Raw genomic sequence first — 15,448 nt, 5'->3', positions numbered from 1 at the left:
AGGGCGTCGCCGATCGGCGTTTCCAAGAAGTGATGGCCTCCGGCCATGGCGCCGCGCCGTGCCGAACGGCCGATCCCCGATTGTGCGGCCCGTGCGCATGTCGGACGCGCGGATGCCACCATAAGGCGGGCGCTGGCAGAGCAGCGCGATGAGAAGCCACGCCCGCTATCCCCAGCGTGGAACGGGCCGCGTTCGCGTTACGCGCCTGCGTAGGGTGTCGCAATCCAGGAAGGAAATGGTGGACGCACTTGGGCTCGAACCAAGGACCCGCTGATTAAGAGTCAGCTGCTCTACCAACTGAGCTATGCGTCCATTCCGGGCGGTGGGAAGGGCTGAACAGCCGCTTGCCGCGTTCGGGAGTGGCGCGGATAGCGGGGGCCTTTGCAGAATGCAACAGGCTTTTTGCGAAAATTGCGGTTACCAGTGCGCGGTTCTGGCGCTTTGGCGGCTCTGGCGGTCGATCGCGAACAGGATGCCGATCGCCAGCATCACGGTCATCATCGACGACCCGCCATGGCTGACCAGCGGGAGCGGGATGCCGGTCACCGGTGCCATGCCCATCACCATCAGCAGATTGATTGCGACGTAGAAGAAAATGGTGGCGGAGATCGCGGCAGCGGTGAGCCGTTCGAACTTGCTGCTGGCGCGCGTGGCAACGCCGATCGCCCACAGGCACAGGGCAACGAAGGCGGCGATCAGTGCGACCCCGCCGACCAGCCCCAGCTCCTCGGCGATCAGCGCGAACACGAAATCGGTATGCCCCTCGGGCAGATAGTTCAGATGCACCTGCGTACCGTTGCCGAACCCCTTGCCGAACAGGCCGCCCGATCCGATCGCGATCTTCGACTGGGTGATGTGATAGCCTGCGCCCAGCGGATCCTGTTCGGGGTTGAGGAAGATCAGCACGCGCTTTTGCTGATATTCCTGCATGCCATAGTTGATCATCAGCGGGATCGCGACGGCCGCCGCCATGCCCCCTGCGATGAACAGGCGCAGCGGCACGCCGGCGAGGAACATCATCGCGCCGCCGCCGGCAACGATCATCATTGCGGTGCCAAGGTCGGGCTGGATCAGCACCAGCGCGGCCGGGATCATGGTGATGACCACCGCCGGCCAGATCGCGCCAAACTTGCGCGTTTCCCCTGCGGGCAGCATTTCGTAAAAGCGCGCCAGCGCCAGCACGAGCGCCAGCTTGGTCAGCTCCGATGGCTGCAGGCGCATGAAGCCAAGGTCAAGCCAGCTCTGCGCGCCGCCCGCCACATGGCCGATCAGTTCGGTCAGGATGATCAGAACGATGCAGATGCCATAGATCGGGAACGCGAGCTGGCGATACCAGTCGACCGGCACGCGCGACATGGCGAGCGCAACGGCGAGGAAGGTCGAGAAGCGGATGCCGTGGCTAAGCGCCCATGGGGTCATGCTCCCGCCAGCTGCGGAATAGAGCATGGCCGTTCCGAACAGACCGATGGCGGTGACCAGCAGCAGCGCGCCCCAGGGAAGGCGCAGCACCGGAGCTGGGACGAAGCCGGATCCGATGGTGGTCATTGCGGCGCCTCGGCGGTTGGGGTCGCGCTCGCGCCTGGAGCAGGGGGCGGGGTAGCGGACGGGGCGGGGGCGGGCGCAGGGGCCGCCGTCGATGCGGGCGCCGCGACCGGTGTTGCCGCCGGGGTGGGGGACGCGGCCGGATTGGGTACCGCAACCGGCGCCCGATCGGCACGCGGGGGGAGCCCCTGTGCCGCCCGGAACGCCGCTTCCTTCGCCGCCATGCGCGTGCGAATGTCGCCGCCCCAGCCCGCCTCGAGCACCGCCAGCGTGTCGATCGCCTTTTGTCGGTCGAACAGCCATGTCAGCACGTCCTTGGCCACCGGTGCAGCCGCGCGAGCGCCACCCATGCCATGTTCGATCACCACCGACGCGGCATAGCGCGGATTGTCCACCGGGGCGAAGCAGATGAACAGGCCATGGTCGCGATATTTCCACTCGCCGCCCTGGCCGCGATTGCGGTCCATGATGCGGCGGACCTGCGCCGTGCCGGTCTTGCCGCCCATGCGAATGCCGTCGAGCGGCAGCCGCGACGCGACCGCGGTGCCGGCACCATTGACCACTTCGTCCATTCCCGCGCGGACGATGGCGAGATGTTCTTCCGGAAAATCGAGCCGCAGCGGCGGCTTGGGCTGGTCGATGATCAGCTGGGGCAGCAGCGCGCGGCTAGACGCAAGGCGCGCGGTGGCGACTGCGAGCTGGAACGGGCTGACCAGCACATAGCCCTGGCCAATCGACGCGTTGAGCGTGTCGGCCTGGGTCCATTCCTGTTTGTATCGGCGCATCTTCCACGCCGTATCGGGGACGGTGCCGTAGCGCTGCGAAGGGAGGGGCAGGTCGAACTCCGCGCCAAAGCCCAGCTTGCGGGCCGCAGCCGCGATCGGATCGATCCCGACCTCGCGCCCCAATGTATAGAAATAGGTGTTGCAGCTGCGCGCGATCGCGGTGTGCATCGTCATCGGCCCATGGCGGCCGAGGCACCCGAAGCGGCGATTGCCGAGCTGATAGCCGCCATTGCAAAAAACGACGCGCTTGGGATCGATCCCAGCGCCCAGGATTGCGAGTGCGGTCGCGGGCTTGAACGTCGATCCGGGCGGATACAGGCCCTGCAGCGTCTTGTTCATCAGCGGCAGATGGTCGTCGTCGGACAGCATCTTCCACTCGGTGCGGCTGATCCCGTCCGAAAAGGCATTGGGATCGTAAGATGGCATCGACACCATCGCGAGGATGTCGCCATTGGTGAGATCGAACACCGTGACCGAGCCGGATTCATTGCCCAACCGGCGCGCGGTATATTCCTGAAGCCCCGCGTCGATCGTTAGCCGGACGGTCTTGCCCGGCGTATCGGGGCGGGTTTCGAGCTCGCGGACCAGCTTGCCCCGCGCCGTCACTTCCGACCGCTTGGCACCGGGCGCGCCGCGCAAGTTGCTCTCCAGCATCTTTTCCAGCCCGTCCTTGCCGAGCTTGAAGCCGGGGGTCAGCAGCAGCGGGTCTTTGGTCTCCTTGAACTGCTCGGCCGACGCGGTGCCGACATAGCCGATCAGATGCCCGACCGCCGCGCCGGCGGGATAATTGCGCGCAAAGCCGCGCGTGGGGGCAACACCGGGAAGTTCGGGCAGGCGCACGCTGACCGCGGCATAGCGTTCCCAGTCGAGATTCTCCGCCACCTGAACTGGCTGAAACCCCGCCGCGCCCTTGAGGTCATCCTCGATCCGCGAAATGTCTTCGGCGGTCAGGCGCAGGATCTGCTGCAGCGCAGTCAGCACCTGCCCCTTGTTTTCGAGCCGGTCGGGGATGATGTCGACGCGAAAATCGGTGCGATTATTGGCGATCGGCACGCCGCGCCGGTCGACGATCCACCCGCGCCGCGGCGGCGTGAGCGTCAGATTGACGCGGTTGCTCTCCGACAGCAGCTTATATTTGTCATTTTCATAGACCGACAGCCAGGTCATCCGCCCGGCGAGCACGAGCCCAAGACCCGCCTGAATGCCCCCGAGCAGCATCGCGCGACGCGAAAAGCTGTAGTTCTGTTGCCCCTCGCTGATCATGCGGACGGGGCCCTTCATTGCCATTTCCGGCGCTGATCGAGGCGGGAGACAAGGCGCGACAGCACCGGGAACAGCGCGATCGAAATCAGGATCTGGATCAGCAACACCGTATCGACATGGGCATCAAGCGGCGTGGCGACCAGTCGCCCGCCGATCAGGCAAAAGCCGATCGCGCCGGCCGCCAGCAGCCAGTCCTGAAGAAAATCCCGCCACACGATCCGCGTGTCGAGCACGTCGATCGCGATGAACGAGACGGTCCAAAAGAACATCGCATTGCCGAGCGGTTGGCCGCTGACCATGTCATCGACAAAGCCGAGCAGCAGCGGTGCCCAGGGCTTGAGCAGATCCGGCCGATGCAGCCGCCACGCCAGCAACATCATCAGCCCGAAGGGCGGTAGCAATGGAACTGTCGCCTTGAACGGGATCAGCGTGATCAGCGAGGCCAGGACGATCGACAGCGGGGCAAGCCAGCGCGCGCGCTGTGACATATTGGGCTGGCCGAGGCCCGCAAAGCGCGTTCCGGTCACCGCGGTGCCTTGTCCGGTGCCGAAACATCGGCGGCCTCGGGGAAGAAGGCGCGCTGAACCAGCGCATAGTCGAGCATGTCGGGGCTCGCCGTCGGTCGCGCCTTGGCCGTGTCGCGCGCGCGTTCGAGCGTCACCGCAACCGCGATGTTGGGTGGAAACAGACCGCCAGTGCCCGATGTGACAAAGGCGTCCCCGGGCTCGAACAGCACCTGTGCCGCGCTGGCCGAGCGGATTTCGAGCAGACCGTCACCGCGCCCTGCGGCGATGGCGGGAAGTCCGTCGCGGATGCGGCGTACCGGGACGACGCTTTCGGGATCGAGGACCAGCAGGATGCGCGCGGTGTTGGGGCTCACCTCGACCACCCGGCCGATCAGCCCGTCGGGGCCGCGGACGGGCTGGCCCGCGCGGACGCCCTGCCAGCTGCCGGCGTTGAGCGTGGCGAAGCGCCGCGTGCTCGACCCGCTGGCATAGACGATACGTGCCGCGACCACCGGGTCGGCGACGCGGTCGCGCAGCTTGAGCAGCGCGCGTAAGCGGCGGTTGTCGCGCGTGACGACGCGGGCATGTTCGATCAGCGTCTTGTTCGCCTCAAGCTCTGCCTTCAGCCGGGCGTTTTCCTCCCGCACGCCCCAGAAGCTGCCGACCCAGGAGGGCGCGCCGGAAATCCCGCGCCGCGTCCAATCCGCGCCGGAGGCGATCGGTGTGACCAGTTCCGAAAACGCGCCGCGAACCACGGCATAGGCCGGCGGGTTGAGGGTCGACAGCAACAGCAAGGCAACCGCGATCAGCGCACCGCCGACCGCGACCACATAACCGATGAACAGTCCATATTGCGCCCGCCGCGAAAATCCGGGGCGCCGGTTATGTGGCGGCGCCATACCCCCCGCTTCCTCAGACCTGAATCAGAACACCACGAAACACCGGATCTTCTAGCGCACGTCCAGTGCCCAGCGCCACACAGGTGAGCGGATCTTCAGCGACGGTAACGGGCAAACCCGTCTCATCGCGAAGCACTTCGTCGATCCCCTCGAGCAGCGCGCCGCCCCCGGTCAGCACGATGCCCTGATCGACAATGTCGGCGGCCAGTTCGGGGGCCGTATTTTCCAGCGCGATGCGCACGCCTTCGACGATCGTGCCGACCGGCTCGCTCAGCGCTTCGGCAATCTGGCCCTGGTTGATCTGGATTTCCTTGGGAACGCCATTGACCAGGTCACGGCCCTTGATGTGGATCGTCAGACCGATGCCGTCTGCCGGCGGCTTGGCGACGCCGACCTCCTGCTTGATCCGCTCGGCCGTGGCTTCACCGATCAGCAGGTTATGGTTGCGGCGGACATAAGAGACGATCGCCTCGTCCATCTTGTCGCCGCCGACGCGGACCGAGGTCGAATAGGCGAGGCCGCGCAGCGACAGGACCGCGACTTCGGTGGTGCCGCCGCCGATATCGACGACCATCGACCCGATCGGTTCGGTCACCGGCATATCGGCGCCGATCGCGGCGGCCATGGGCTCCTCGATCAGCCACACCTGCGACGCGCCGGCATTTTGCGCGGCGTCGCGGATCGCGCGGCGCTCGACGCTGGTCGAGCCGGAGGGGACGCAGATCACGATCTGAGGCCAGCGCATGAACTTGCGCTGTCCGGTGACCTTGCGGATGAAGTGCGAAATCATCTGCTCGGCCACGTCGATATCGGCGATCACGCCGTCGCGCAGCGGGCGAATCGCCTCGATCGTGCCGGGCGTTTTGCCCATCATCAGCTTGGCGTCGTCGCCGACCGCCTTGACCCGCTTGATGCCGTTCAACGTTTCGACCGCCACGACCGACGGCTCGTTCAGCACGACACCGCGCCCGCGCAGATAGACGACCGTATTCGCGGTCCCCAGATCGATCGCAAGGTCATGGGACATGAATTTGAAAAAGCGGGAAAAAAACGCCATTTATTGTTCCGTCCTTCGCGCTTGACGGGCGGCGCGATACGCATTTGAGTTAGTATTGACCCGTCCGGAGCAGGTCAGCTCCGGGTTGGGAAATCTGGCGGTTACTGCTCGCAGGATGCCGTCGCTTGGGCTACACGATCCTGCATGTCAATACGCCGCTTGCCGGAGCATCTTGTCAACCGGATTGCAGCGGGTGAGGTGGTAGAACGCCCTGCCAGCGCGCTCAAGGAACTGGTGGAAAACGCTGTCGATTCGGGCGCGACCCGGATCGCCGTCCGGCTGGGCGGCGGCGGGATCGAGTTGATCGAGGTTACCGACGACGGATGCGGGATGACGCCGGCCGAAATGGCGCTGGCGCTGGAGCGGCACGCGACGTCGAAACTGCCCGACGACGCAATCGATGCCGTCACGACCTTGGGCTTTCGCGGCGAGGCGCTGCCGTCGATCGCCAGCGTGTCGCGCTTCACTGTCGAGAGCCGCCCGCGCGGAAGCGATGGCTGGGCGCGCACGGTGGATAATGGTGCATTGGCGGCGGAGGGGCCGGCGGCTTTGCCCCCCGGCACGCGGGTGCGGGTCGAGGGGTTGTTCGAAAAGGTACCGGCGCGGCGCAAGTTCCTGCGCTCGACCCGCTCGGAATATGCTGCCTGCCTCGACGTGGTGAAGCGGCTGGCGATGGCGCGGCCCGAGATCGGCTTTTCGGTCGAGCATGATGGGCGGCGGGTGCTGAGCGTTCAGGAAGGCATGGACCGGATCGCGCGCGTCGCGGCGCTGACCGACCGCGATCTGGCGGCGAACAGCGTCGGGATCGATTTCGAGCGCGAGGGGATCGTGCTCGGCGGGGTCGCGGGGTTGCCGACGTTCAACCGCGGCGTGGCGGATCACCAATATCTGTTCGTCAACGGGCGCCCGGTGAAGGATCGCCTGCTGACCGGCGCGGTGCGCGGCGCCTATGCCGAGATGCTGGCGCGCGACCGGCATCCGGTGGTGGCGCTGTTTTTGGACGTGCCGCCCGATCAGGTCGATGTGAACGTCCATCCGGCCAAGACCGAGGTGCGGTTCCGCGATCCACAGCTGGCGCGCGGACTGATCGTCAGCGGGCTGCGCCGTGCGCTCGACGGGGCAGGGCATCGCAGCGTGCAACGGCCCGATGCGGCGGTGATGGGGTTATGGACTTCGGATATCGACCGTCACCCCCGCGACCCGGAGGGCGGCGTCAGCCAACGCGGGGGCCCATCTCCCGCACCCGCCTCACTGCTTGACGCGCAAAGGAGCTGGGCCCCCGCTTTCGCGGGGGCGACGGGTAGTGTTCAGGACCGCCGCCCCTCGTTCATCGCCCCCCCGCAAGCCCGCGCAGAACTCGCCGCCGAGCCGGTGCCTGCGGCGATCAGCTACCCGCTCGGCGTCGCGCGGGGGCAGGTGGCGCGCACTTATATCGTCGCTGAGGCAGAGGACGGGCTGGTGCTGGTCGACCAGCACGCCGCGCACGAACGCCTTGTCCTTGAACGCATGCGTCGTGCGGTGAGCAGTGGAGGGGTGGCCAGCCAGGCGTTGCTGCTGCCCGAGGTGGTCGAACTCGACGAACCGGCCTGCGACCGGCTCGAGGCGCGGGCGGGCGAGCTGGCGGAGTTCGGGCTGGAGCTGGAACGCTTCGGCCCACGCGCGATGCTGGTCCGCGCGACCCCAGCGCTGCTGGGCAAGGGCGATGTGATCGGGCTGGTCACTGATATCGCCGATGAACTGGCGGCATTCGATTCTGCGCTGAGCCTCAAGGAAAAGCTCGACCATGTCGCCGCGACGATGGCGTGCCACGGATCGGTGCGTGCAGGGCGGGTGCTGTCGGTCGCCGAGATGAACGCGCTGCTCCGCGAGATGGAGGTCACGCCGCACTCGGGCCAGTGCAACCACGGCCGCCCGACCTGGGTGAAACTTGACGCATTATCGCTGAAGAAGCTCTTCGGGCGGTAGCTCATTTGAATAATGCGGGCTGCTTCCGGGGTGCGATACGGAAGCAGCATAATGATCACGCCCGCATACACTCACGTCACATCCTACCTTCGCGTTTCGAGCACGGAGCAGGTCAAAGGCACGGGGCTCGATGGACAGCGCCTCGATTGCGAAGTGCTGGCGAAGCATCTTGGCGTCGTGATTGACGTTGAGCTTGTCGAAGGCGGCAAGAGCGGCTTCCATGCGAAACACCGCGCTGAAGGCGGCGTCTTCCACGCTTACGAGCGAGATGTGATCGCGGGATTGCACCACGGCTCACTTCTGATTCTCTCAAAACTCGACCGTCTCACTCGCGAAAATAGCGATGATGCAAGCGACCTTATGCGAACGCTGTCGCGGCACGGCGTCACAATCGCGACTGCAGACGACAAGGAGGTCTATCAGGCCGGCGTTCCGAAACGATTGGATCAGGGCATAAAGGCTCTCCTGAAGATCGAAGTCGCTCACGAAGAACAGGCGAAGAAGGCGGATAGGCTCCGGGCTTCGTATGATGTCAGGCACGAACGGTGCCGGAACCTGAAGCTCGCCGTCACCAGCAACGTCATGCCGTGGATCATCGTCGATAAGAAGACGCGCAAAATGCGCCTCCATGCCCTCCATGCAGAAACCGCGCGTTACATCTTTCGTCTCGCCGACGCGGAGGGGATGGGGGCTTGGCAAATCGCCAAGCGGCTGACCGCCGAAGGCGTGAAGACGTGGAGCACCCGGAAGGGACATCGCGGTGTCTGGAGTCGCACCGTCATCGACAAGGTGCTGCGCAGCCGGGTGGCGGTTGGCGAGTTTCAACCGACTCGCGACGGAAAAGAGAACGGCGAACCGTGGCTTGGCCATTTCCCCGCTGTGGTTGCCGCCGATGTGTTCGAGCGGATCAATCGCAACGCTACCGTGCGCAAAAATAGCAATCAGCGCCGTGATGAGAAGATCAGCAATCTTGTGGGGGGCTTGGCGAAATGCAGGTGCTGCGGCGCTAATCTCGAATATCGCAAGGGTCGGTCAGCGGGCTCGGTGATTACGACGAGGGCGGGGAAGAGCTACACCTATCATCGCGACAACGGCTCGCTGGTGTGCCCTACCGGCATCATGAAAGGCTCGGCTTGCCCGAATGACAACTATCTTGCGTATCTCACGTTCGAAAGCGCCTTGCTCGGTGCGTGCCTCCATCTGGCAATGGATGACACCGCGTGGGCGCGGAAGGATGAAGTCGGACGGCTGAACATCACCATCGCGGAGATAGAGCGGGAACTCGACGTGGCGCTTACCACCGCGCGCAATATGGCAGAGGCATGGGCGAAGCGCCCAAGCGAACTTCGCGAGAAGATGATGGATGAAGCCGAAGATGCCGCAGCCGAATTGACCACGAAGGTGGCGGCGCTGCGCCAGCAACGCGAGGATGCCAAAGGTAAGGTGAGCAGCCAAGAGCATCTTGCTCGCGTGGCCGATATCCGCGCCAACATGTATCATGATGATCTTCAGGAGCGCGTGGCGCTGCGGCGGAAGGTCCGCCAAGCGCTGCGCAACGTCATTCACTCCATCAAGTTGGACGCGGATCGTTCGGTGACGGTGGTGTTCGACGGCGGGCTGGTGGCCTTCCGTATCGCTGGCAAGAAAATCGAGCCGATCAACGATATGCTGAATGCAATCCGCTCAGGCGTCATTCCGCTTCCGCGCCGGGGTGGCGAGCCCTTCAGCCCGGTCAAGACTCAGATCATCCAGCGCTTGGAAAAGTCAGCGAAAGCTCATTCGGGCTGATCCATCCAAAATCGTAGATCGTGGAGCGAGCGCTTGCCTACAAGCGCTTGCTCGAACTCTTCACTGATCAGGAAATCATACAGCTTGGCGTTTATGTCGATGGCGAGATTGTGGATGCGTGTCAGTTCGTCGGTGGTGTATTCGATAATCTTTCCGCCCGAGCCGAACATCTGAAATCGGCCTTGCCTCACGTCACCGAAGACCGGGCGGATCGATAGCGGCTCCGACCCCTCTTCCCATTGCGCATGAGCAATATGATTGCGGAGCGTTGCTACCGTGCCGTGATCGCCTATCAAGCGCACCAGCTTATCGAGCGCTGGTCCCTCGACCAACGTAGCCTTGGCGGCTGACTTGAGAACGTTCCGGAGTTGGGCGGTAGTGTAAGGAGCGCTCAGCAGCGCGACAGCCTCGACGGATGTCTGTAGGAGCATTGCCAGAGCGGTGCGAAAGCTCTCTTCTGCCCTCGCGTAGAGTGTAGTGATTACTCCAAAGACCTGATAGTGAGCTTCGGTGAGCGCAGCGGGGCGGGACATAGGCGGCGATCCTTTCCGAACCTGTATTACCGTGCTCCAATCAGGATTGCACAGGTCTGCACGGCTTCCTCGCGGGGCACCGGGCTATTCTGCAACTTCAGAGGCCACTTCGCTGGCTGGGGGTGCCAGATCGCCAAGGAAGGCGCAGTGGTCGAGCATAATCGTTGCGACTGCCTCCAGATATTCTTCCACATGCTTGCTGCGCCGACGCACGCGCTCAGCCCACTCACGGGTAGCTTCGCGATATGAGTTACGCATCCGGCGCTTCAGATGCGGACGCTCATCCTTGCCCATTGCCGCCGTGAAGATGATACCGATGTTGTCGAGACGGATATCCTCGAAGCGGTCATTGTGGTGGATGGAGTTCCGTTCCTTTAACTCCGGTTTGAACCGCTTTCCGAAGTGTTTGATCAGGTCGCCGAATGGCAGTTTAGTATCCGGTAGGGCGGCTTGCACGGCATCGGACGCGACCTTCATTCGTTCGCTAAACTCGTAAAAGCGTCCGAAATACATCTCGCACGTGTAGCGGAGATGATCGTGGTGACTGACCGGCAAGCCCCGGAAGGGATAGCGGCGGAAATAGTATTCGCAGTCGCGGAGGCTCGATAGCGACGTTACCAAGCCATAGTAGGACATCACCACAGCGTGCTCCCGGTCGATGGGATCGGGGAGGGGGAAATGATTTAGCTCGATCTTCTCATCACCCGGCCACGGATCGTCTACAGCAAGCGTCTTTTGTAACTTCAGGCGGTTCCATTCCTGCCAGCCCGGGACATCGTCGAGCTTTCTCATCCAAATGCTCGTGGCGGAAAGCATCCGGTCTATATCGGTCTTCATGCCGATAAGGTGCCAGAGGACTCTTGAAGTGCCAATCTATCTAAAGTCGGCCCCTCCATAGGGCTCACCAGATTGGCGGTTTGAAAATCGCTTACTACCCCAAAACCGCATAGCTCGAAACTTGTAGCTTTAGAGCCGCCCTCAATCGACGTCGTTCATATAGATCAAAAGATACCTTGATGGGTATCTGATCCTGTATCATAAATGAGCTATATCTTATGATCTGTCTCGGGGTATCACATGAACCGCATCGCCTACTATCGTTCGTCAACCGCGGACCAGTCCGTTGAGGCGCAGCGCGCGGCCCTTGGCGGCGGGTTCGCAAGAGAGTTCATCGACGAGGGCGTATCGGGTGCGGTGCTGGCGGCGGATCGACCGGGCTTCGCTCAACTGCTCGGCTTCGTCCGTGACGGCGATGTGGTCTGCGTCTACGCCGTTGACCGGCTGGGCCGCGACGCTCTTGATGTTCAATCGACCGTGCGTGCGCTGCTGGACAAGGGGGTGGTGGTCGAGGTGCGCGGACTGGGCCAGATCGGGCGCGGCGCGGGTGAACTGATCCTCGCCGTGCTGGCGCAGGTGGCCGACATGGAGCGCCAGCGGATCAAGGAGCGGTGTAACAGCGGTCGTGCCGCAGCACGCGAGGCGTTGCGCATCACCGGCAAAACGCATCGAGGCAAGGCATCGCTGGGACGTCCGAAGGCCGCGTCGAGCGATGAGGTGGTCGCGTGGCGGCGGGCCAACTCCGCCAGCATCAGCGCGACCGCTCGGCAGTTCAACATCTCGGAGCCGACCGTCAAACGGTATTGTGCACTTGTGACAACGGCAGCGTAGAGCGTTCGACGCTTTGCTGACTTCTGCATTACAGTCGCAGCAAACGTCGTCCCATCGCGGTTGGGCCGGTCTTCGGAAAGCTGAACTCCCCTAAGTTCGGACCTCAGAGTCAGCGCGAATATGCGGCGCTGCTGCGAAGGCTGCGGGGCTGATTGGCGATACGCCTTGTCCAAAATGGACCAAAATCGTCATTTCGCTTGAATAACAAGACCTCGCTTCCAACTTATGGCGCTTAACAGGGAGTTAGCAATGAAACTGACTGACGGAGAGCGCCTCATCGCGGTGATGCTGGCTGACCTAATGCAAGCGCTCAAGATGAAGGGGGAACTCGATCCCGCGCTCATCAAAACCCTCGTCATCGACAACGATGGATGGGCGCTGCGCCTCAAGTATAGCGGGATTTTTGGTAGCGAGGCTCCTTCTGACGATGTGGTCAAGGAGACCGGGGATATCCTTTGGATGTTCAGCATTATCGAAAGCTCGATTGCGAAGCTGACAGGTGACGAAGCGGCGGAAGCAGCCGGTTGGCACTACAATCAGTGGCGCGGCTTCGACGGCAACAACGATGACCATTACAGAGTTGCCCGAACCATGATACAGGAGCTTGGCGAGTTCGCTGACAGTCGCAAAGGCGTCAACCTGAACAGTCATTCGCAAATGTCGCTGCCGCGATATCAGGCGATGTATGAGAAGTTCTACGGCTACGTCCAAGCCGGTCAGGCTGCGCCGCTCTCGTTCGAGGCGCTCCGAGATATTTGCGAAAACGACTGAGGAATCGAGATGGCAGAAGCTTACGAACGCGAGAAACTCGGTAACGCAGTCTCCGTGCTGGCATCGAGCGCAGCGCCTATCCAAAAGCGCCTCGAATACGCTTGGACGGCCATGCATACGCTCATCGGCCATGGCTTCACGGACCCTGAGCATGAGGGCGAGTTCATGGCAATCAACGCGCGCCTGACGGCTGACAAATCGGACGAGCATAAGGGTTACGTCGCGACAACCTGCGAGAAGCTGACCGATGACGAGGCGAGCGAGATCGCGAAGGCGATTGTCGATCTCAACGCGCGCCTGAACTTCGACCGCCTGTGGGCGCTTCAAGAGCAGGTGGCGAAGCTCAAGCGGGGATAATGAGCCATGGCCGCAAAATCTGGCAATCGGACGCCTGACGAGTTGAAGCGGGAAATCGAGGCCGTCCAAGCTGACCTCGACGCGAGGGGGGAGGAAGCGTTACGCGACCTGCTCCCCCTTACCGTCAACGACTGTGCGGTCATCGGCCTAATCGTTCAAACGTTCGCATACGTCGATCTAAACGCGCGTCGAGCGCTTGAGATTATCGATCATTTCGAGGGGAAGGAGCCAACGCCGCTCAACAAGACGCTGCGAGACACTGAGGTTCTTCCTAAGCTGCTCGAACGGTCTGCGGTATTGCCGCTCAGCGATGACGAGCGAAGCGCTCTGAAAACTGCCATCACGATGTTCGAGAAGTTCGCTTTCCTCCGGCATATGTTCGCTCATTGGGCTGCGCGCCGCCATCCAACCAAGGACGTTCTCGTGACCTTCACAAAGAACGCCAAGGAGGGCGCGCGGCGATCAGGTCTCGATCCTGAGCAGTTCGAGGCGAATAACGCGGTTGTGCCGATGGAAGGCGTCCGCATGAACATCAAGCCGCTCGAAAACAATGCGGATTTCCTCGCTGCGCGAGTCAGCGATTGGTGGCAGAGGTTCATGCCGTCCCAAGGAAGCTGATCGGCGAAGTTTTACCGCCCCGGTTGGGCGTTCGAGGTAGAATGAACCGCCTCGCGCCACGATGTTGTTAGGGGCGCTCGCCGGCGTATAGATGGTCATAATCAGCGAAGGAAAGCCGTCTCTTATGTCAATCGGGCAAAGCGCATTATTGTTGTCGGTTCTATTGGCGCAAACGCCTTCGCCAACCCGCAACGAAACGTTCATTCGCTGCGATATCACGGGGCGAGTCGAAACTTCACTTCCGATTAAGATTGACCCTCCGGCCCCGGTGAGCCGCTACTACTATTTGAATGATCGCGCCAAGAGCATCGAGACGCTTATTGACGGGGCGCGTCAGCCGGTCTGCCGGTCTACGCGCTGCGAGTTAGTTTATACTGATGCCCAGATTGTCAGCAGAGCATCCTCTGTTAGCGAGAGCGGGACGACGATCAACACCGTTACCACCTTCGACCGCGTTGCCGGAACCATATCCGAAACGGTGCGAACCGTTGGGAGTGGCGTTACCATGACCTTTCTGTTCACCGGACCTTGTGTGAAGACCTCCCCGGATAGCCGTCGTTTCTAAGTGTTCGAAAAACACGTTTTGAGAGGTTGGCGAAGTCCCGCCGCAGAACGCGCGCTGGGTTCAACTTCGGGTGTGGTGAAGAGCCGAAGCCTCAAGAAGAGAAAGTTCCAAATCCCGGCCTATCTTACCTTTCCGGGCTTCGAAAGGTTCTTCAGGAGAATTTTGGTTAGGACATAGACGATTATGAGTCTCGGAGGAGCTTGGACAAAGCTTCGCTTTGCGGCTGGATCACTCCTCCCGCGCGGCGTGCGATAGCAATACGACTTCATGACTCCCGCTGCTGGTCGCAACAAACGGGTGGCGGAGGTCGGGTCAGCGGGCAGGGTGGAACTCGTCCGCCCAGACCAGAAGGTTTTCGTCGGAGAAGCGATGCTGCTCCTTCAGAATGTAGCTGAAGAACTCGTCGTTTCGCCCATTCTGTATCGCATCGACGGCGCATGACCCGCTCTCCACGATCTCGTTCCATACGCCGCCGCGCTCCACGCCGAACAGCTTGCCCATCTCGAACCATTTGCGGCGTGGCGCGCGCCAGAGCGAGTGAACATGGCAGTGACCGTGCTTCACCCCTTCGAATGCAAAGACCGCCTGTGTTCGCTCCGTGCTCGGTGTCTTATGGAAGTAGGGCCCGATGAGCGCGCGGTCGCAACGACGCAAAAGGTTGGAGAGATCGGTGCGAGCGCGAGGTATCCCAACCGACCTGTTCCATGACAGCGTGATCGCATGCGTGAAGCCGAAGTGGTGAAGCCAGTCGATCATGTCGGTCTTCCAGCGGCGCTGGCTGATCGTGTCAGTGGTGACGGGCAGGTTTGATGGCATGTCCATCTTATACCACCCCTGTGGCCGTCGCCGCGATATTCCATTGCGTCATGTCGAGCATCGCCGCCTGTGCGTCGTGCTGAGTGTCGTTCGCTTTGCGAAGCTGGCCCTTATACACCTGCACGGCGCCCGATTCCTTACGCTCTACGTCGGCGAACTTTTGGCGCGCTGTGGCGCGTTTCTGTGCGACTTTTTGGGCCTTGTCGGCGGTGGTTGCCTCGACAATCTCGCGGTATCTCATAATCCTATTTAGTTGGTCGTGGGCCAGCGTATCAGACTCCACTTCGCTAATGCTTCCTCTTGGGTGAAGCTGGC

The 15,448-nt window shown here is 62.4% G+C and carries 16 protein-coding genes and 1 tRNA gene; 7 read left to right on the top strand and 10 right to left on the bottom strand.

What is annotated here, in order from left to right:
• Positions 1–236: 236 nt before the first annotated feature.
• From ACRYLO_RS07080 to ACRYLO_RS07055, 6 genes are all read right to left on the bottom strand, one after another.
• A tRNA-Lys gene (locus ACRYLO_RS07080) sits at positions 237–312 on the bottom strand.
• Between the two features lie 105 nt (positions 313–417).
• A complete protein-coding gene (gene rodA / locus ACRYLO_RS07075) occupies positions 418–1,545 on the bottom strand; it encodes a rod shape-determining protein RodA (protein ID WP_482659511.1) in 1,128 nt (375 codons plus the stop codon).
• Positions 1,542–3,608 carry a penicillin-binding protein 2 gene (gene mrdA / locus ACRYLO_RS07070; RefSeq protein ID WP_482661694.1) on the bottom strand — a complete coding sequence of 689 codons (2,067 nt, stop codon included), beginning with the start codon at positions 3,606–3,608 and terminating at the stop codon, positions 1,542–1,544. Before mrdA ends, rodA begins: the two co-directional genes overlap by 4 nt.
• Positions 3,605–4,117 carry a rod shape-determining protein MreD gene (gene mreD / locus ACRYLO_RS07065; protein ID WP_482659510.1) on the bottom strand — a complete coding sequence of 171 codons (513 nt, stop codon included), beginning with the start codon at positions 4,115–4,117 and terminating at the stop codon, positions 3,605–3,607. The genes mrdA and mreD overlap by 4 nt, the downstream gene beginning before the upstream one ends.
• On the bottom strand, positions 4,114–4,995 hold the full coding sequence (locus tag ACRYLO_RS07060; protein ID WP_482659509.1) for a rod shape-determining protein MreC: 882 nt from the start codon (positions 4,993–4,995) through the stop codon (positions 4,114–4,116). The genes mreD and ACRYLO_RS07060 overlap by 4 nt, the downstream gene beginning before the upstream one ends.
• 13 nt (positions 4,996–5,008) lie before the next feature.
• The gene (locus ACRYLO_RS07055) at positions 5,009–6,052 is read right to left on the bottom strand and encodes a rod shape-determining protein (RefSeq protein ID WP_294019635.1); all 1,044 of its coding nucleotides are present in this window, start codon (positions 6,050–6,052) and stop codon (positions 5,009–5,011) included.
• Between the two features lie 144 nt (positions 6,053–6,196).
• Between ACRYLO_RS07055 and mutL the strand changes: the two genes are divergently transcribed.
• Complete coding sequence (mutL, locus tag ACRYLO_RS07050; protein WP_482659508.1) at positions 6,197–8,017, top strand: DNA mismatch repair endonuclease MutL; 1,821 nt, start codon at positions 6,197–6,199, stop codon at positions 8,015–8,017.
• Positions 8,018–8,068: 51 nt separating this feature from the next.
• Positions 8,069–9,805, top strand: coding sequence for a recombinase family protein (locus ACRYLO_RS07045; protein ID WP_482659507.1), 1,737 nt, complete (start codon positions 8,069–8,071; stop codon positions 9,803–9,805).
• Here the strand turns inward: ACRYLO_RS07045 and ACRYLO_RS07040 are convergent.
• Positions 9,793–10,338: a hypothetical protein gene (locus ACRYLO_RS07040; RefSeq protein ID WP_482659506.1), complete on the bottom strand. Its 546-nt coding sequence runs from the start codon at positions 10,336–10,338 to the stop codon at positions 9,793–9,795. The genes ACRYLO_RS07045 and ACRYLO_RS07040 overlap by 13 nt on opposite strands.
• Positions 10,339–10,422: 84 nt before the next feature.
• Positions 10,423–11,175 carry a hypothetical protein gene (locus tag ACRYLO_RS07035; protein WP_482659505.1) on the bottom strand — a complete coding sequence of 251 codons (753 nt, stop codon included), beginning with the start codon at positions 11,173–11,175 and terminating at the stop codon, positions 10,423–10,425.
• A 240-nt stretch (positions 11,176–11,415) separates the two neighbouring features.
• Here ACRYLO_RS07035 and ACRYLO_RS07030 point away from each other — a divergent pair, with 240 nt between their 5' ends.
• The 5 genes from ACRYLO_RS07030 (at position 11,416) to ACRYLO_RS07010 (ending at position 14,317) form a co-directional block, all read left to right on the top strand.
• A complete protein-coding gene (locus ACRYLO_RS07030) occupies positions 11,416–12,006 on the top strand; it encodes a recombinase family protein (protein WP_482659504.1) in 591 nt (196 codons plus the stop codon).
• 249 nt (positions 12,007–12,255) lie between these two features.
• Entirely contained in the window at positions 12,256–12,777 is a 522-nt protein-coding gene (locus tag ACRYLO_RS07025) for a YfbU family protein (RefSeq protein ID WP_482659503.1), read from the top strand.
• Between the two features lie 9 nt (positions 12,778–12,786).
• Entirely contained in the window at positions 12,787–13,134 is a 348-nt protein-coding gene (locus tag ACRYLO_RS07020; RefSeq protein WP_482659502.1) for a hypothetical protein, read from the top strand.
• 6 nt (positions 13,135–13,140) lie between these two features.
• Entirely contained in the window at positions 13,141–13,752 is a 612-nt protein-coding gene (locus ACRYLO_RS07015) for a hypothetical protein (RefSeq protein WP_482659501.1), read from the top strand.
• Between the two features lie 268 nt (positions 13,753–14,020).
• Positions 14,021–14,317, top strand: coding sequence for a hypothetical protein (locus ACRYLO_RS07010; protein ID WP_482659500.1), 297 nt, complete (start codon positions 14,021–14,023; stop codon positions 14,315–14,317).
• A gap of 312 nt (positions 14,318–14,629) precedes the next feature.
• On the opposite strand, the gene ACRYLO_RS07005 is transcribed toward ACRYLO_RS07010, so the two are convergent.
• Positions 14,630–15,139 carry a hypothetical protein gene (locus tag ACRYLO_RS07005; RefSeq protein WP_482659499.1) on the bottom strand — a complete coding sequence of 170 codons (510 nt, stop codon included), beginning with the start codon at positions 15,137–15,139 and terminating at the stop codon, positions 14,630–14,632.
• Position 15,140: 1 nt separating this feature from the next.
• Entirely contained in the window at positions 15,141–15,416 is a 276-nt protein-coding gene (locus tag ACRYLO_RS07000) for a hypothetical protein (RefSeq protein ID WP_482659498.1), read from the bottom strand.
• Between the last annotated feature and the right edge of the window lie 32 nt (positions 15,417–15,448).

This window comes from Sphingomonas sp. SDUR79, assembly GCF_056821745.1.
This window is presented reverse-complemented; position numbering and strand designations above follow the sequence as displayed.